This window comes from Streptomyces sp. NPDC104307, from assembly GCF_055584045.1.
Window position 1 is genome coordinate 1244571 of sequence record NZ_JBVJMU010000001.1, and the last position, 16796, is coordinate 1261366.

Consider the following 16796-nt stretch of genomic DNA (forward strand, 5'->3'; position numbering starts at 1 on the left):
GATGCCCGCACCCGAGCTGCCACCTCCGCAGCCGAGACTGCCGGAGGCCGCTTCCCGCTTCGGGGCTCACGTACTCGCCGAGGCCGCGTCCCGCGCCCGGGACATCGGCGCCGCCGCCGGGGGCCTGCCCCGTCCGCCGGTGCCCTCCCCGCCCCCGCCTCCGGCAGCGGCCCCTCCCGCCGGGCCGGTGCGGGTCCTGGGCGGGCCCACCGGCCTGGGCACCGCGAGCCTGCGCACGCTGCTGCGGCGGGACACGCCCCCTCCCCCGGCGGCCCCGGCGGAGAGCGGTGCGCAGGCAGGTACCCAGGCCGACGCCCAGGGCAAGGTGATCCCGGGCCTCTACTACCACCCGATTCCGGAGCCCGATCCGGTGCGGGTCGAAGAGGTCAGCCGACGGATCAAGGCCTGGGCCCTGGACGAGGTCTCGCTGTATCCAGAGGACTGGGAGGAGGAGTTCGACGGCTTCTCCGTGGGCCGCTACATGGTCGGCTGCCATCCGGACGCGCCCACCATCGACCATCTCATGCTCGCCACCCGCCTGATGGTGGCCGAGAACGCGGTGGACGACTGCTACTGCGAGGACCACGGCGGATCACCCGACGGCCTGGGCGAGCGGCTGCTGCTGGCGCACACCGCTCTGGACTCCCTGCACACCACCGCGGAGTACCGGCCGCAGTGGGCGAAGTCGCTCCACGCGGACGCGCCCCGGCGTGCCTACCGCTCCGCCATGGAGTACTTCGTCGGAGCCGCCGGCCCCTCCCAGGCGGACCGGCTCCGGCACGACATGGCCCGGCTGCACATGGGCTACCTCGCCGAAGCGGCCTGGGCGCAGATGGACCACGTCCCGGAGGTGTGGGAGTACCTGGCGATGCGCCAGTTCAACAATTTCCGCCCCTGCCCCACCATCACCGACACCGTCGGGGGCTACGAGCTCCCCGCGGACCTGCACGCCCAGCCGGCCATGCAGGAGGTCATCGCCCTGGCGGGAAACGCGACGACCATCGTGAACGACCTGTACTCGTACACCAAGGAGCTCGACGCGACGGGCCGGCACCTGAACCTGCCCGTCGTGATCTCCGAACGTGAGGGGGTCTCCGACCGCGACGCCTATCTGAAGTCGGTCGAGATCCACAACGAGCTCATGCACGACTTCGAAACCGCCGCGGCCTCCCTGGCCGCGGAATCCCCGGTGCCGAGTGTGCAGCGCTTCCTGCGCGGCGTGGCCGCCTGGGTCGACGGCAATCACCACTGGCATCAGTCGAACACCTACCGCTACAGCTTGCCCGATTTCTGGTAAGAGAATGGATTCATCCGTGACCAACGCCGAACTCACCGCCACCGGCGGCTCCACCCGCACGGCCGCCTCCGCCCCGGTGCGCATCCCCAGCCCCGCGACCCCGTACCAGGGAGACATCGCGCGCTACTGGGACGGCGAGGCCAGGCCTGTGAACCTGCGCCTGGGCGATGTCGACGGGCTCTACCACCACCACTACGGCATCGGTGAGATCGACACCGCCGCGCTCGGTGCCGCCGGGGACGGCGCCGGCGAGAAGGCGCTGATCTCCGAGCTGCACCGGCTGGAGTCGGCGCAGGCGGAATATCTCCTGGGACACCTCGGCCACATCGGGCGGGAGGACACCCTGCTGGACGCCGGCTGCGGCCGGGGCGGCTCGATGGTGATGGCGCACCAGCGCTTCGGGTGCAAGGTCGAAGGGGTCACGCTCTCCACCAAGCAGGCCGAATTCGCCAACGGCCGGGCCCGCGAACTCGGCCTCCAGGACCACGTCCGGGCGCGTGTCTGCAACATGCTCGCCACCCCGTTCGAGACCGGATCCGCGGCGGCCTCCTGGAACAACGAGTCGAGCATGTACGTCGACCTCCACGACCTCTTCGCGGAGCACTCCCGCGTCCTGGAGGTCGGCGGCCGATACGTGACCATCACCGGCTGCTGGAACCCCCGGTACGGCCAGCCCTCGAAGTGGGTCTCGCAGATCAACGCGCACTTCGAGTGCAACATCCACTCCCGCCGGGAGTACCTGCGCGCCATGGCCGACAACCGCCTGGTGCCGCAGACCATCATCGACCTCACCCCCGACACCCTGCCCTACTGGGAGCTGCGGGCCACGTCCTCGCTGGTGACGGGGATCGAGGACGCGTTCATCAACTCCTACAAGGACGGCTCCTTCCAGTACCTCCTGATCGCGGCAGACCGCGTCTGACCACGCGCCGCGGCCCCCTGGCACCTCCGCCGGCACCGGCCGGCGGGTGTGTCAGGGGGTGGCCGCGGAGACGACGTAGACGACAGGGGCCATCGGGTCGGTCATGTCGACGGTGATGTCCTGGGTGGGGCGCGGGTCCTTGTTGGTGTGCGTGGTTCCCGCCCACGCGACACCCTTGCCGAAGTACCAGCCCGCGACCTTCGTGTCGCGGGCGCCGACGGTGACCTTGCCCTCGGTCAGGGCCGCCCGGCCGGTGCCGACGTTGGTCAGGAACCGGTCGAGGCCGTTGGACGACGTGCGGAACTGCACGTACATCCGGCTGGCCTTCCAGTTGTTCGTCTCGTAGTACTCGACGTCCTGCGCGTCCCAGGGGATGGGCACCTCGAAGATCCGGCGCAGCATCCGGGACGGCCAGCCCTCGCGCAGCCCCTGCGCGGCGGCCTCCGCGGCCTTGTCCTGGCCGGAGCGGCGGCTCTGGCTCGCGGAGATCAGCAGATATCCGGCGGGGACGCCGATGAGCAGCACGATGATGGTCGCCGTGATCAGGCGCCGGCGGATCGTTCTGCGCCGGTCCTCCGGCAGCCGCCCGTCGCCCGGTTCGGGCGGCGGGGACTGACGCGGCACGACGGGGTGCTCGGCTGCGTTCATCGCTCTGGGAATCCCTAGGAAGTGCGGGTGTTGCGGGTGTTACGGATGGTGCTCGCCGCCTGGTCGTAGATCTGCGCGTACCGCTCGTACCGCTCGACGCGGCGGCGGTTGGTACGGCGGAACCTGCGGGCCACCAGTCTGGCGAGGTCGGCGGCGCCGACCATACCCGCCTCCGGGCCGAGCTGCGCCTTCGCGATGCGCGCCTCCGGGCGGTAGCCGCGGCCGGTGAGGTGGCGTTTGAAGGCGTCCCTGGCCGGTCCGATCAGCAGGTCGTCGGCGGCGCTGACGCCGCCTCCGATGACGAAGCAGGAGGGGTCGAGCGCGGCGGCCAGGTTGGCGATGCCGACGCCGAGCCACTGGCCGATGTCCTGGAGGAGTTCGATGCACATCGCATCGCCCTCGCGGGCCAGTTCGGTGATGAGCGGTCCGGTGATCTCGGGGATGTTGCCCTTGACCCGTTCGATGATTCCGTGGGCCACCGGGGAGTCCGCCGCGGCCAGTTCCCTGGCCTCCCGGACGAGTGCGTTCCCGGAGCTGTACTGCTCCCAGCAGCCCCGGTTGCCGCAGGGGCAGCGGTGGCCGCCGGGCACCACCTGCATGTGTCCGAACTCACCCGCTACGCCGTATTTGCCGCGCTTGACCTGACCGTCCTCCAGGATCGCGCCGCCGATGCCGGTGCCGAGCGTGATCATGACGAGGTGGTCCTCGCCCCGGCCCGCGCCGAAGCGCCATTCGGCCCAGGCGGCGGTGTTGGCGTCGTTGTCGACCATGACCGGGACGACCAGCCGGGAGGCGATGGCGTCGCGCAGGGGTTCGTCGCGCCAGGCGAGGTGCGGGGCGAACAGCACCTTGGACCGGTCCGCGTCGACCCAGCCGGCCGCGCCGATGCCCACCGCGTGCACGTCGTGCCGGTCGGAGAGGTCAAGGACCAGCTCGACGATGGTGTCCTCGACGACCTTGGGGCTCTTGGACTTGTCCGGCGTCTCGGTGCGCAGGGTCTCCAGGATGTTGCCGTCGGCGTCGACGACGCCGGCCATCACCTTCGTCCCCCCGATGTCGATGCCGACGGTGGGGACCCTCGGCGCGGTGAGGTGCGAGCGCCGCTCCCGGGTGCCGACGGTCCGCAGGACGGTGGCGCGGGCGGAGCCGCGGTGCGTGAAGTCGCGGTACGTGCTCATCGTCCCTGGGGGGTCGGGGTGGCCGGGCGCGTACTGATCCCGGCGGCGGGCGGCGCCCGTCGGCCCCGATTCTGCCACTGCCGGGGGGACGGGGCTGCCGGACGGGCTCCGCGGCCCGGCCGGACTACGGAGTGTCGTGCTTCGTCGCGGGGCCGCCGGACAGGTCAGGACCGGGGGTCCGCTCCAGCTCGTGGCTGAGCTCCTCCAGCTCGCTGCCGCCCGCCATCTGGCGGGTGAGCTCGTCCAGCGTGATGCTGCCCCGGGTGTGGCTGCCGGCCATCGCGCCGCGCTTGAGCAGCACGAAGCGGTCACCGACCAGGTACGCGTGGTGCGGGTTGTGCGTGATGAGAACCACGCCCAGTCCGGCGTCCCTGGCCGCCGCGACGTACTTGAGGACGACGCCGGACTGCTTGACGCCGAGCGCCGCGGTCGGCTCGTCCAGGACGAGCACCTTGGCGCCGAAGTGGACGGCCCGCGCGATGGCCACGCACTGGCGCTCGCCGCCGGACAGGGTGCCGATGGGCTGGTCGACGTCGCGCAGGTCGATGCCCATCCGCAGCAGCGCGGAGCGGGTCGTCTCGCGCATCAGCCGGACGTCGAGGCGCTTGAAGGGGCCCACGCCGGTCGTCGGCTCAGAGCCGAGGAAGAAGTTCCGCCAGACCGGCATCAGCGGGACGACGGCGAGGTCCTGGTAGACCGTGGCGATGCCCCGGTCCAGGGCGTCACGCGGGTTGGCGAGGGTGGTCTCCTCGCCGTCCACGAGGAAGCTTCCGGCGTCGTGCCGGTGCAGCCCCGCGATGATCTTGATGAGGGTGGACTTGCCGGCGCCGTTGTCGCCGAGGACGCAGGAGATCTCGCCCGCGTGCACCTCCAGCGAGACGTCCTCCAGTGCCTTGATGTTGCCGTAGTACTTACTGACGTGGTCGAGCTCGACCAGCGCCCGCGGCTCGGTGTCCTCCGGCACGTCCGGTGCCTTGGGGGCCGTCATTTCGTCGCCTCCGCGCGCTTGCGTACCCATGCGTTGAGCAGGGTGGCCAGGAGCAGCATCGCTCCGAGGAAGAATTTGAACCAGTCCGGGTTCCACTCCGCGTACACGATGCCCTTGCTGGTCATGCCGAAGATGAAGGCGCCGACCGCCGAGCCGATGGCGGAGCCGTAGCCGCCGGTGATCAGGCAGCCGCCGATGACCGCCGCGATGATGTAGATCAGCTCGTTGCCGACACCCTCGCCGGACTGCACCACGTCATAGCTGAACAGCAGGTGCTGTCCGGAGACCCAGGCGGCGAAGGCGACGCCGAGGTAGAGCCCGATCTTCGTCCGGATCACCGGGACGCCGACCGCGCGGGCCGCGTCGGCGCCGCCGCCGACCGCGTAGATCCAGTTCCCGAAGCGGGTGCGGAGCAGGATCCAGGTGGCGACGGCGACGAGGACCGCCCACCACAGGATGGTCACCTTGAGCTCGACGCCGCCGACGGTCCAGTAGGAGGCGAACAGCTTGCGGGCGGAGGGGAAGCCCTCCATGTTGCCGATGGTCTTCGTCGAGACGGTCCCGCTGATCAGCTTGGTGAAGCCGAGGTTCAGACCGGTCAGCATCAGGAACGTACCGAGCGTGATGATGAAGCTCGGCAGTTTGGTGCGGGTCAGCATGAAGCCGTTGAACGCGCCGATGGCGAGCGTGACCAGCAGCGACACGAAGACGCCGACCCAGACGTTCGCCGTCATCTGGTAGCTGAACATCGACGAGATCAGCGCGGAGCTGGTGACCATCACCCCCGCCGAGAGGTCGAACTCGCCGCCGATCATCAGCAGCGCGACCGGGGCCGCCATGATCCCGATGGTGGAGGCCGCGTACAGGACCGTGCCGAAGCTGGTGGCGCGCAGGAAGCTGTCGGCGACGATCGCGAAGAAGAGGAAGACGGCCAGCGCGCCGACGACGGAGCCCAGCTCGGGGCGGCCGAGCAGCTTGCGCAGCGGTGAGGTGCGCAGCAGCCGTTCGTCCGTACCGGCGGGCGAGGAGGATCCGGAGGCCGCGGTCATCGGGTTCCCCGGTCCGCGTACTCGGCGAGCTGGGCCGCGTCGGCGGAGGTGATGACCTGGGGACCGGTGAGGACCGGGCGGCCGCCGCCGAGCACGTTGCGGTTGTAGCGGTAGAGCCAGAGCAGGTCGACGGCCTCGTACCCCTGGAGGTAGGGCTGCTGGTCGACGGCGAAGCCGAGGGTCTTGGCCTTCAGCTCGGCGGCGACCTTGGCGTTCAGGTCGAAGGTGTCGATCTCGGCCTTGCTGCCCGCGGTCTGCTTCGCCTTGACGGCGGCGTCCGCGAAGGGCGCGCCGAGGGTGACGACCGCGTCGATGTCCTTGTCGGACTGGAGCTTCGCCTCGATGGAGGCCTGGACGTCCGGCATGTTGGTGCCCTCGACGTACAGGTTCTGGATCTGGCCGTCGAAGGCCTTCTTCGTTCCGGCGCAGCGCTGCTCGTGGCCCACGTTGCCCTGCTCGTGCAGGATGCACAGGGCCTTCTTGCGGCCGCGCTTGTTGAGCTCCTCACCGACGGCCTCACCGGCGATGGACTCGTCCTGGCCGATGTGGGTGAGCGCGCCGAACTGCTTGGACTCCGCGACACCCGAGTTGACCGTGATCACCGGAATACCGGCCCTGGTCGCCTTGGCGACGACGTCCTTCATGGCGTCGGGCTTGGCGAGCGTGACGATCAGCCCGTCGACCTTCTTGTCGATGGCGGCCTGGACCAGCTGGGCCTGCTGCTGCGCCTCGTCGTTGTGCGAGTAAAGGAAGTTGATGTTGTCCTTGCCCGCCGCCATCTTGGCGCCCTTCTGGACGATGTCCCAGAAGGTGTCGCCGTCGCCCGAGTGGGTGACCATGGCGAAGGTCCAGCGGGGCGTGTTCACCGCGGACCGGCCCTCGGCGGCGGACTGTGCCGCTCGCTCCTCCGCCCGCTTGCCGCCGGTGCTGCTGCATCCCATGAGGGAAGCCCCGAGCACCGCCGCAAGCACGGCGCCCATCGCACGTACCCCTGTCCGAACCCTTGCCACGACTCCGTGCCCTTCTCGTGCTGCTCGTTGTGCTGCTGGTGGAGCCGGGGCCCGTACGGTCCCGGTCCGGCTGGGCAAGTATCCCCGAGCCGCCGCCGCCGTCACCCGGCAGGGCGCGGCGCGTGTGTCGGGACGGGGCGCGTACGGCGCCCGGGGGCGGCCTGGCGCCGCCCCCGGGGCCGTACGCGAAGCCGGGAAGCCTCCGACACCGTACGGAAGTCATGGGGCGCTGTCACCGTACGGGGCGGCGGGAATCGAAGGAGTGAGGCGGGGCCCGGCGCGGGCCGCGCTCCGACACCTGGCCGACTTTGTCAGGACATACAGTTGACAGCGTTGCCGGTGACCGGCACGTTGGGTCCATGCGCATCGGACTCATCGGCACCGGCCGGATCGGCTCCTTCCACGCGGGCGTGCTGTCCCGCCACCCCTCGGTGGACGCCCTGGTGGTGACGGACACGGACCCGGCCCGCGCGGCGGAGGTCGCGCGCCGGACCGGGGCGGTCACCGCAGGGTCCGCCGCGGAGGTGTTCGGCGCGGGCGTGGACGCCGTGGTGATCGCCTCGGCCACCGCGGCGCACGCCGAGCTGATCGGCCGGGCCGCCCGCGCCGGGGTGCCCGCGTTCTGCGAGAAGCCCGTCGCCCTCGACCTGCCGGGCACGCTGGCCGCGCTGCGCGAGACGCGGGAGGCCGAGAGCGTGCTCCAGCTCGGGTTCATGCGACGGTTCGACGCGGGGTACCTGGCGGCGCGCTCGGCCGTGCGCGGCGGGGAGCTGGGCCGGCTGCACACCGTGCGGACGGTGACCTCCGACCCGGCGCCGCCGCCCGCGGCCTACCTGCCGCTCTCCGGCGGGCTGTACCGGGACTGCCTGATCCACGACTTCGACATGGTGCGCTGGGTGACGGGCCATGAGGTGGCCCGGGTGTACGCCACCGGCTCGGACGCCGGACCCGCGATGTTCCGCGAGGCCGGTGACGTGGACACCGCGGCGGCGCTGCTGACCCTCGACGACGGCACCCTCGTCACGGCGACGGCGACCCGCTGCAACGGCGCCGGGTACGACGTGCGGATGGAGCTCGCCGGAGAGCTGGACCAGCTCGCGGTCGGCCTGGACGACCGCACCCCGCTGACCTCCGCGGAACCGCAGGGCCCCGCCGCCCCGGCCAAGCCCTGGCCCGGGTTCCTGGAACGCTTCGCCCCGGCGTACGAGGCCGAGCTGGACGCCTTCGTCCGGCTGGTGCGGGGCGAGGCGGCCAATCCCTGCGACGGGCGCGAGGCCCTGCACGCGCTGCGGGTCGCGGAGGCGTGCGAGCTCTCACGCCGGGAGCGCCGGCCGGTGGAGCTGACGGAGATCCCCGGGGCCTGACTCCGGCGAGGGCCTGGAGTCGGCTCACCACCGGACCGGCAGAGCCTCCGGCCCCCTGATGAGCATCCCCGTCCGCCAGGTCAGCGTGTCCGGATCGGTGTCGAGCGCCAGCCCCGGGCAGCGCTCCAGCAGCGATCCGACCGCCACCGCCGCCTCGATACGGGCCAGCGGCGCGCCCAGGCAGTAGTGGATCCCGTGGCCGAAGGCGACATGCCCCCGGGCGTCCCTGGTGATGTCGAACCGGTCCGCGTCCGGGTAGCGGTCCGGGTCGCGGTTGGCGTCGGCCGTCGCGATCAGGACCAGCTCGCCGCCGCCCGGGACGACCGTGCCGCCGATGTCGATCGGGCCGGTCGTGAAGCGGTACGTGGGGGTCTCGATCGGGCCCGCGTAACGCAGCATCTCCTCCACCGCGTTGTCGATCAGCGCTGGCTCCGCCCGTAGCGCCGCGAGCTGTTCGGGGTGGGTGAGCAGGGCGAGCACCCCGTTGGAAATGAGGCTCACCGTGGTCTCATGGCCGGCCACGAGCAACAGCCAGGCCATGCCCATCAGTTCATCGGCCGAGAGCCGGTCGCCGTCCTCGTCGGCCGTGTGGATCAGCGCGCTCATCAGGTCGTCGCCGGGCTGTTCGCGCTTGTCGTCGAGGAGCCCGGCCAGATAGCGGGAGGTGTCGGAGTTCGCCGCGCTCCGCGCCGCCGCGTCGATGGAGGACACCGCGGTGTTGGACCAGGCCCGGAAGGCCTGGCGGTCCAGGAAGGGGACGCCGAGCAGTTCACAGATGACGGACATCGGGAGCGGGAACGCCAGCGAGTCGACGAGGTCGGTACGGCGGCCGGGCAGCGCCAGCATCGTGTCGAGCAGTTCGTCGGTCATCCGCCGCACACTCGGCAGGAGTTGCTGCATGCGGCGGGGCGTGAACTCCCGGGTGACCAGCTTGCGCAGCCGGGTGTGCACGGGTGCGTCCGTGCTGAGCATGGACGTCCCGGAGGAGACCTTGCTCACGCCGAGGCCGGGCGAGGCCAGGGCCCACTGTTTGGAGAGCCGCTGGTCCGCGAGCGCGGCCCGGCCCTCCTCGTACCCGACGACGAGCCAGGCGGGCGCGCCCTCCGGGATGCGGACCCGGTGGACGGGGCCACGGGCCCGCAGGGCCGCGTACACGCTGTACGGATCGCGGGTGAACCTGTCCCCCATCGCTCCGAGATCGACTGCCTCTTCCGTGGTCAAGCAGGGCTCCTTCAGGCCGACGCGGCATTCAGCACGGTGCCCTGGGCGACCGCGCACAGGGTTTCTGCCCCGCTCCCGTCCACGCTGAACAGATCACAGCGCGCCACCGCCTGCCGGCGGCCGGAGTGGACGACGAAGGCACGGGCGACGAGTCCGCCGCCGGTGGCGGGCCGCAGGTACTGGATCGAGAAGCCGCCGGTCAGCACGGCCGGGCCGAGTGTCGTTCCGGCGGCGAAGGTGAGCGCGTTGTCGGCGGCGTACGCGAGCACCCCGCCGTGCAGGAACCCGTTCTGCTGCTGGAGTTCCTCACGGCCGTCGATCTCCAGCGTGGCCCCGCCGTCCCCGAACGCGGTGATCCGCGCGCCGACGAGCCCGCTGAACGGCTGGCTGTCGAGCACCTTCTGCGCCATCTCCAGGTCGAGTCCGGTCATGACGGGTTCCTCTCTGTTCACCTGTGCCTGCTGTCCAGCGGCGAGGTCCGCTGTCCTGCGGCGAGGCACGCTGTCCTGCGGCGAGTCTGCCTCACCAGCGCACGGGCAGCTTCCGCGTCCCCCTGATCAGCATGCCGGGCAGCCAGTCCGGTTCCCCGGCGTCCGGATCGAAATCCAGTCCGGGGCACCGCTCCAGCAGCGCCCGCACCGCGATGCGGCCCTCCATCCGGGCCAGCGGCGCGCCCAGGCAGAAGTGGATCCCGTGCCCGAAGGCCAGGTGTCCCTGCGCGTCGCGGCGGATGTCGAAGCGGTCGGGTTCCGGGTAGCGGGCGGGGTCGCGGTCGGCGCCTGCCAGGGCGACCAGGACCGAATCGCCCTCCGCGATGGTGGCGGAGCCGATCGGCACGGTCTCCCGGGCGAACCGGAAGGTGGCGGCCTCCACCGGCCCGTCATAGCGGAGCATCTCCTCGACCGCCCCGTCGATCAGTCCGAAGTCGGCGCGCAGAGCCGCCAGTTGCTCAGGGTGTTCGAGCAGTGCGCGCACCCCGTTGGAGATCAGGTTGACGGTCGTCTCATGGCCTGCGACGAGCAACAGGAAGGCCATGCCGACCAGTTCGTCGGGCGACAGCGCGTCCTCGTCCTCGTACCGGGCGGCGATCAGCGCACTCAGCAGGTCCTCGCCCGGCGAGCGGCGCTTGTCCTCGATCAGTTCGGCGAGGTAGCCGCCCATGGCACGGGCCGCGTCGCCCTCCTCGGTCGCGCCCGCCGGGGAGACCACTCCGTTGGACAGCAGCCGAAAGGCGTCCCGGTCCAGGTCGGGGACGCCGATGAGTTCGCAGATGACGGTGATGGGCAGCGGGAAGGCGAAGGCGTCGACGAGATCCGCCCGGCCGGCGGGCACCATCGCGTCGAGCAGTCCGTCGGTGATCTGCCGCACGCGGGGCCGCAGCGCCTCGATCCGGCGGGCGGTGAACTCCCGCGCGACCAGCTTGCGCAGCCGGGTGTGGTCGGGTGCGTCCATCTCCAGCATGTTGGCGTTGATCGGGTCGCCCATGCCCGTCTGGCCGGGCAGCGTACGCCAGTCCTTGCCGAACCGCTGGTCGGCCAGGACCGACCGTCCTTCGTCGTACCCGACGACGAGCCACACCCGGTCGAACTCGTCCGTCCGCGCGGAGTGCACCGGACCCGCGGCGCGCATCTTCTCGTAGTACGGGTACGGATTCGCGGTGAAGTCCGCGACCCCACGCAGATCTACGTCGACATCGGACATGGGCCCACCCTCCCGGTCTGATCGGTCCGGCCGCCGGGGACCGGCCGGTTCAGCGTATGCCGCCGGGTCCGGGACGGACGGAGAGTTCAGGACAGCCCCGGGCCGTCTCCGTCGTCGAGCAGGCCCGCGTCGTGGACCAGCAGGGCGATCTGGACTCGGTTGTTGAAGTCGAACTTGGCCAGAATCCGTGACACCTGGGTCTTCACGGTGGCCACGCTCAGATAGAGCGCCGCGGCGATCTCGGCGTTGGAACGGCCGTGCCCGACGGCGATGGCCACCTCGCGTTCCCGTTCGGCGAGCGAGGCGAGCCGTCGGCGGGCCCCCTGCGCGCGGTCGGCCTTCTCCTCCCCGCCGGGGCCCGCGGCGCGGGCCATGAGCTGCCGGGTCACCGCGGGCGACAGGACCGGGTCACCGGCCGCCACGCGGCGCACCGAGTCGACGATCTGTCCGGGCGGGGTGTCCTTGAGCACGAAGCCGGCCGCTCCGGCACGGATCGCGCGCAGCACCTGTTCGTCGGCGTGGAAGGTGGTCAGGACGATGACCTCGGGTGCGTCCGGGCGGCCGCGCAGCACCTCGGTGGCGGTCAGCCCGTCCATGACCGGCATCCGGATGTCCATCAGGACGACGTCCGGGCGGAGCCGCTCGACGAGTCCGGGCGCCTCGCTGCCGTCGGCACCCTCCCCCACGATGTCGATGTCGTCGGCGCCGCCGAGCATCAGGGCGAGCCCGGCCCGTACGAGGGGGTCGTCGTCGACGATGAGGAGCCGGACGGGGCGGTCGGCGGGGGCGGGAGTCGGGGTGGTCATGACGGCCACGGTAGCCAAGCCCGGACCCCGAACCCGCCGTCAGGTTCGGGTCCGTGGTCGAGGCGGCCGCCGGCGAGGGTGGCTCGTTCGGTCAGTCCGATGAGCCCCTGTCCGGAGCCGGGCACCTGCTCGAAGGGCTCGGTGGGGGCCGGGTTGCGCACCTCGACGGTGATGCCCCGGCCGGGGCCGCCGCAGACCCTGACGGTGACCTCGGTGCCCGGTGCGTGCTTGCGGGCGTTGGTCAGGCCCTCCTGGGCGATGCGGTAGACGGTGCGGCCGGTGGCGGCGGGCGCCGCGTCCGGCTCTGCCAGGTCGTTGTCGAGGGCCACCTTCATCCCGGCCAGTCGGGATTCGGCGACCAGCGCGTCGAGCGTGGCGAGGGTGGGCTGCGGCCGGTCACCCTCGCTGTCCCGGGGGCTGCGCAGCACCCCGATGATCTCGCGGAGGTCCTGGAGCGCCTCGTGCGCGCTGTCCCGGATGACTCCGGCGGCGCGGGCCACCTCCGCGGGGGGTGCGTCGGGCCGGAACTCCAGGGCTCCGGCGTGCACGGAGAGCAGGGTCAGCCGGTGGGCGAGGACGTCGTGCATCTCCCGGGCGATGTCCTCGCGGGCCAGCCGCTGGGCCTGTTCGGCGCGCAGTCCGGCCTCGGTCTCGGCGCGCCGGGCGCGCTCGCGCAGGGTGACGACGAGCTGGCGTCTGGAGCGTACGACCATGCCCCAACTGAGCACCAGCAGGATCAGCAGGACGCCGATGACGGTGGACGCGATGAACGAGGTGGTCGGGTCGGGGCGCACGTAGGGCTGGATCGGGGCGACGGCCAGGGCGCCCGCGCCGACGAAGGCGACGGGGCGGAACGGCCGGTGCACGGCCACGCTGAAGAGGGCCACCAGCAGCGCCCCGGCCGCGACGGGCTCCACGATGGAGAGCGCCGTCATCGCCACCGCGAGGCCGACCGGCCACCGCCGCCGGGCCCACAGCGCGCAGCAGGCCGCGGCGCCGACCAGCGAGTCCACGAAGACGACGCCCTCGGGCGTGGTGGGGTCGGCCTCGATCGTCGCGATGGTCGCCAGGCCGATGCCCGCCGCGCAGAGGAACGCCGTGATGTCGACGATCCAGTCGCGCACGGTGCGGCGGGAGCGGGCGCCCCGGTCACCGGGCAGCTCGGGGTCGGCCATCGCCGAGGGCAGCAGCCAGGGGTACTCCGTGCGCGTCATATCGACAAAGCTACGCAGCGGAATCACGGCTTCCGGCGGTTCGGGGCCGGGAGGCGACCAAAGTCGCGGAAGGGAAGACTTTCGGACGAGCGGCCCGGACCACCGGCCGATGCGACGGCGGTGCCCGGCGCGCCAGGCTCACTCCCATGAAGAGACTCTGCGAGACGGTCGGCTTCCTGGTCTTCGCCCAGGGGGCCGCGGGGCTGCTCCACGAATGGCTCGGCTGGTTCCACTTCTTCGGCCTGGTGCAACGGCTGCCGTTCCTCGGCGGCTACTCGTTGTTCGTCAGCATCGTGCTGGTGGTGACGGGGACCGCCGTCATGATCGCGTCTGACTCGGTCAAGGAGTAGCCGGGGCCGCGCTGCGGCGCCCCCAGGCCGTACCCGCGAGCACCAGGACCGCGCCCGCCGCTCCGAGGACGCCGAGGCGTTCGCCGCCGATCGCGATGCCGACGGCGGCGGCCCAGAGCGGTTCCGTACCGAGCAGCAGGCTGACCCGGGACGGCGAGGTGCGGCGTACGGACCACATCTGCACGAAGAACGCGAAGAGCGTGCAGAAGACCGACAGGAAGAGCAGCCCACCCCACTCGCGGACACCGAATCCGGCGGCGACCGACCACGGCGACTCGCCGGTGCCGGGGACGGCGGCCAGAGCCGCGAAGACGGCGACCGCGCTGCCGAGCTGGACGGTGGTCAGCGACAGCGAGTCCGCAGAGCGGACGGACTTGATACGCGCCATGAGCAGTACGTGCAGGGTGCGGGCCAGGGCGGCGACGAGCATCAGCAGATCGCCCGCGGAGGGGCTGGTGAATCCGCTGCCCTGGGTCAGCAGCACCACACCGGCCACCGAGAGCCCGGCCGCGGCGAGAAAGCTCCCGGCCGGCCGGACCCGGGTCACCGCCGCCTCGGCGAGCGGGGTGAAGACCACGGTGAGGCTGATGATGAGCCCGGCGTTGGTCGCCGAGGTGTGCACGATGCCGTACGTCTCCACCAGGAAGATCCCGCTGAGCACCAGGCCCAGCAGCCCCGCGCCCCGCCACTGCGCCGCGGTCAGCGCCGACAGCCTGCGCCGCCCGGCGACCACCAGCACGGGCAGCACGACGGCGAACCTCAGCACCAGGACCGCGATGACGGTCTGCGCCGTGGTGATGCCCTTGGCCGCCAGGTAGCTGGAACCCCAGACGACCGCGACCAGCAGGACGGGCAGATCGGTGAGCCACGCCCGGCGCTGCGGTGCGAGTGCGGGAACGGCGATTGAGGACACCCGGATCTCCTGGTTCTCCACAGGCAGGATGCGGAGACCTCACTGGCTCGCACGCGGAACGATCACCGTACCGGTCGCCCTCCTACAATGGCGAGCCCCGGGCCGGTCCGACATCGGCCGCCCCGCACCCCACCGAGCACGGAGTCGCCAGATGGCGGGAGCACGCCAGGACGGAAGGGTCGAACGGGGCAACCGCACCCGGCAGCTGGTGCTCGCGCACGCTGCCTCGGTCGCGTCGGTGGAGGGCCTCGAAGGCCTCTCGCTCGGCCGGCTCGCCACCGAGCTCCGGCTGAGCAAGAGCGGTGTGTTCGCCCTCTTCGGCTCCAAGGAGGAGCTCCAGCTGGCCACCGTGCGGGCCGCCGCCGCGGTGTACGACGAGCATGTCGTACGGCCGGTACGCGCCGTTCCGGCCGGGCTGGGGCGGATCCGGGAGCTGTACGAGCGCTGGATCGCGTACTCGGAGCAGCGGGTGTTCCCCGGGGGCTGCTTCTTCTACGCGGCCATCGCGGAGTTCGACGCGCGCGAGGGCCCGGTGCACGACGCGCTCGTGGCCGCGCAGTCCGGCTGGGTCGCCTTCGTGGAGCGGCGCATCGAGGAGGCACGGGCACTGGGCGAGATCCAGGCGGACTGCGATGCCGCCCAGCTCGCCTTCGAGATCATCGCGTTCCTGGAGCTGGCCAACGGCGACTCGGTGCTCCGGAAGAGCTCCGAGGGTTACACGAGGGCGGCGCGCGCGATCCTGGAACGGCTGCGGGCGGTGGCGGTGGACGCCTCTTCGCTGCCCGGCAGCGCGTAGCGCCTGGCGCACCTGCCCTCTGTCAGGCGGCTTGCCCAAAACTAATAGCACGATCGTTCGTTCAACTGTATGGTCGCGGTCATCCGTTGCGGAACTCCGCGACGGCCCGGCCGGACCACGCAGGGGGAAGGACAGCCCGTGCCGCACATCCTCTGGAGCACGCACTGGCGGAGCGGCCCCGCCGCCCGGACCGTGGAACGGGGGACCGAAGTGGTCGTCGGTGTCACCGAGTTCGTCACTCACCGCCCCTGGAGCACCCCGTCCGTCGGGGCTGCGGGCATGCGGCTGCGCCGCACCTGGCCGGCGACCCCGGGCGCGGTCGGCATGTGGCTGTGGGTGGACGTGAGCCCCCGGATGAACCGTTCCGGGTCCATCACCGTCTGGACCTCCCCCGAACACCTGATGGGCTTCGTCGCCCGCCCCGACCACCAGCGCATCGTCCGCGCCCACCGGGACCGCGGCACTCTGCGTTCCGCCACCTGGACGGCCCCGTTCACCTCCCCCGCCGTGCTCCGCCAATCCGCCTGGCGGCTGGTATCCGGAACGGCACCGTGGCCGACGCCGCCGGCCTGACCTCCCCACACCGCCAAGCTCACCCGAACCCCCGGGCCCACCCGAACCATCTGTACCGCCCGAACCATCTGTTCCGCCCGACGAAAGGAACCCCGACCGTGGACATCGTGCAGCTCGACCGGGCCGCAGTGCTGGAATCCGTGCGCATCGTGCGGAGCGCGGGCCCCGGCGACTGGGACCGCCCCTCCCCCTGCTCCGACTGGACGCTGCGCCGCCTCGTCGAGCACATGGGCGCCCAGCACCTCGGGTTCGCCGCCGCCGCGCGGGGTCAGGGGGCCGGTGCCGCCGCCTGGCGGACCCGCCCGTACGGGGACGATCCGGCGGCCCGGTACCGGGAGGCAGCCGATGCGGTGCTGGACGCGTTCGCGGAACCGGGCATGCTGGAGCGGCGGTTCGCGCTTCCGGAGATCGATGCCGCCGCGACGTTCGCCGCGCCGACCGCGATCGGGTTCCACTTCATCGACTACGTGGTGCATTCCTGGGACGCGGCGGCCTCCCTCGGGCTGCGCACAGCCTTCCCTCCGGACGTCGTCGAGGCCGCGCTGCCCATCGCCCTGCGCGTCCCCGGCGGCGAGTCGCGCGAGCGGCCGGGGGCGGCCTTCCGGCCCGCCCTGCCGGGCGGTGGGGCGGCGGGTTCCGGGAGCCCGGACACCTTCCGGCTCGTGCTGTCGGCGCTCGGCCGTTCGCCGGACTGGAGCCCGCCGCACGGCGGCTGAGCGCGGGGGCCGTCCACGTACCGCTCGTTCTCGTACTGGGTACGCACGTG

At 71.9% G+C, this 16796-nt stretch carries 18 protein-coding genes; 7 read left to right on the forward strand and 11 right to left on the reverse strand.

Annotation, left to right across the window (positions count from 1 at the left end; all coding sequences use genetic code 11):
- Position 1 precedes the first annotated feature (1 nt).
- Positions 2 to 1297, forward strand: a complete 1296-nt coding sequence (locus ACZ601_RS05035; protein WP_469533051.1) for a family 2 encapsulin nanocompartment cargo protein terpene cyclase — start codon at positions 2 to 4, stop codon at positions 1295 to 1297.
- A gap of 16 nt (positions 1298 to 1313) precedes the next feature.
- Positions 1314 to 2219, forward strand: a complete 906-nt coding sequence (locus ACZ601_RS05040; protein ID WP_469533054.1) for a geranyl diphosphate 2-C-methyltransferase — start codon at positions 1314 to 1316, stop codon at positions 2217 to 2219.
- A 51-nt stretch (positions 2220 to 2270) separates the two neighbouring features.
- Here ACZ601_RS05040 and ACZ601_RS05045 read toward each other — a convergent pair whose 3' ends face one another.
- The 5 genes from ACZ601_RS05045 to ACZ601_RS05065 all read right to left on the reverse strand — a co-directional run bounded on the left by ACZ601_RS05045 (position 2271) and on the right by ACZ601_RS05065 (position 7092).
- Positions 2271 to 2867, reverse strand: a complete 597-nt coding sequence (locus ACZ601_RS05045; RefSeq protein ID WP_469533057.1) for a hypothetical protein — start codon at positions 2865 to 2867, stop codon at positions 2271 to 2273.
- A gap of 14 nt (positions 2868 to 2881) precedes the next feature.
- Positions 2882 to 4045 (reverse strand): ROK family glucokinase, encoded by a 1164-nt coding sequence (locus ACZ601_RS05050; RefSeq protein ID WP_371775334.1) that lies wholly within the window; start codon positions 4043 to 4045, stop codon positions 2882 to 2884.
- Between the two features lie 124 nt (positions 4046 to 4169).
- A complete protein-coding gene (locus tag ACZ601_RS05055; protein WP_469533060.1) occupies positions 4170 to 5033 on the reverse strand; it encodes an ATP-binding cassette domain-containing protein in 864 nt (287 codons plus the stop codon).
- On the reverse strand, positions 5030 to 6082 hold the full coding sequence (locus ACZ601_RS05060; protein WP_123527509.1) for an ABC transporter permease: 1053 nt from the start codon (positions 6080 to 6082) through the stop codon (positions 5030 to 5032). The genes ACZ601_RS05055 and ACZ601_RS05060 overlap by 4 nt, the downstream gene beginning before the upstream one ends.
- Positions 6079 to 7092, reverse strand: a complete 1014-nt coding sequence (locus ACZ601_RS05065; RefSeq protein ID WP_469533065.1) for a sugar ABC transporter substrate-binding protein — start codon at positions 7090 to 7092, stop codon at positions 6079 to 6081. The genes ACZ601_RS05060 and ACZ601_RS05065 overlap by 4 nt, the downstream gene beginning before the upstream one ends.
- Before the next feature lie 359 nt (positions 7093 to 7451).
- Between ACZ601_RS05065 and ACZ601_RS05070 the strand changes: the two genes are divergently transcribed.
- On the forward strand, positions 7452 to 8456 hold the full coding sequence (locus tag ACZ601_RS05070; RefSeq protein WP_469533068.1) for a Gfo/Idh/MocA family protein: 1005 nt from the start codon (positions 7452 to 7454) through the stop codon (positions 8454 to 8456).
- Between the two features lie 24 nt (positions 8457 to 8480).
- Here ACZ601_RS05070 and ACZ601_RS05075 read toward each other — a convergent pair whose 3' ends face one another.
- The 5 genes from ACZ601_RS05075 to ACZ601_RS05095 form a co-directional block, all read right to left on the reverse strand.
- Positions 8481 to 9677 carry a cytochrome P450 family protein gene (locus tag ACZ601_RS05075; RefSeq protein ID WP_440573181.1) on the reverse strand — a complete coding sequence of 399 codons (1197 nt, stop codon included), beginning with the start codon at positions 9675 to 9677 and terminating at the stop codon, positions 8481 to 8483.
- 11 nt (positions 9678 to 9688) lie between these two features.
- A complete protein-coding gene (locus tag ACZ601_RS05080; RefSeq protein WP_440573182.1) occupies positions 9689 to 10108 on the reverse strand; it encodes a PaaI family thioesterase in 420 nt (139 codons plus the stop codon).
- Between the two features lie 91 nt (positions 10109 to 10199).
- Positions 10200 to 11378 carry a cytochrome P450 family protein gene (locus tag ACZ601_RS05085; protein ID WP_469533072.1) on the reverse strand — a complete coding sequence of 393 codons (1179 nt, stop codon included), beginning with the start codon at positions 11376 to 11378 and terminating at the stop codon, positions 10200 to 10202.
- Positions 11379 to 11464: 86 nt separating this feature from the next.
- Positions 11465 to 12184: a response regulator gene (locus ACZ601_RS05090; RefSeq protein ID WP_469533075.1), complete on the reverse strand. Its 720-nt coding sequence runs from the start codon at positions 12182 to 12184 to the stop codon at positions 11465 to 11467.
- Entirely contained in the window at positions 12181 to 13398 is a 1218-nt protein-coding gene (locus ACZ601_RS05095; protein ID WP_469533077.1) for a sensor histidine kinase, read from the reverse strand. Before ACZ601_RS05095 ends, ACZ601_RS05090 begins: the two co-directional genes overlap by 4 nt.
- A gap of 146 nt (positions 13399 to 13544) precedes the next feature.
- Here ACZ601_RS05095 and ACZ601_RS05100 point away from each other — a divergent pair, with 146 nt between their 5' ends.
- Positions 13545 to 13748, forward strand: a complete 204-nt coding sequence (locus ACZ601_RS05100) for a hypothetical protein (protein ID WP_469533080.1) — start codon at positions 13545 to 13547, stop codon at positions 13746 to 13748.
- On the opposite strand, the gene ACZ601_RS05105 is transcribed toward ACZ601_RS05100, so the two are convergent.
- Positions 13738 to 14661, reverse strand: coding sequence for a DMT family transporter (locus tag ACZ601_RS05105; protein WP_469533083.1), 924 nt, complete (start codon positions 14659 to 14661; stop codon positions 13738 to 13740). The genes ACZ601_RS05100 and ACZ601_RS05105 overlap by 11 nt on opposite strands.
- 151 nt (positions 14662 to 14812) lie before the next feature.
- Here ACZ601_RS05105 and ACZ601_RS05110 point away from each other — a divergent pair, with 151 nt between their 5' ends.
- From ACZ601_RS05110 to ACZ601_RS05120, 3 genes are all read left to right on the forward strand, one after another.
- Positions 14813 to 15457, forward strand: a complete 645-nt coding sequence (locus tag ACZ601_RS05110) for a TetR/AcrR family transcriptional regulator (RefSeq protein ID WP_469533085.1) — start codon at positions 14813 to 14815, stop codon at positions 15455 to 15457.
- 138 nt (positions 15458 to 15595) lie between these two features.
- Entirely contained in the window at positions 15596 to 16030 is a 435-nt protein-coding gene (locus tag ACZ601_RS05115) for a hypothetical protein (RefSeq protein WP_469533088.1), read from the forward strand.
- Positions 16031 to 16128: 98 nt separating this feature from the next.
- Positions 16129 to 16746, forward strand: a complete 618-nt coding sequence (locus ACZ601_RS05120; RefSeq protein ID WP_469533090.1) for a TIGR03086 family metal-binding protein — start codon at positions 16129 to 16131, stop codon at positions 16744 to 16746.
- Positions 16747 to 16796 lie beyond the last annotated feature (50 nt).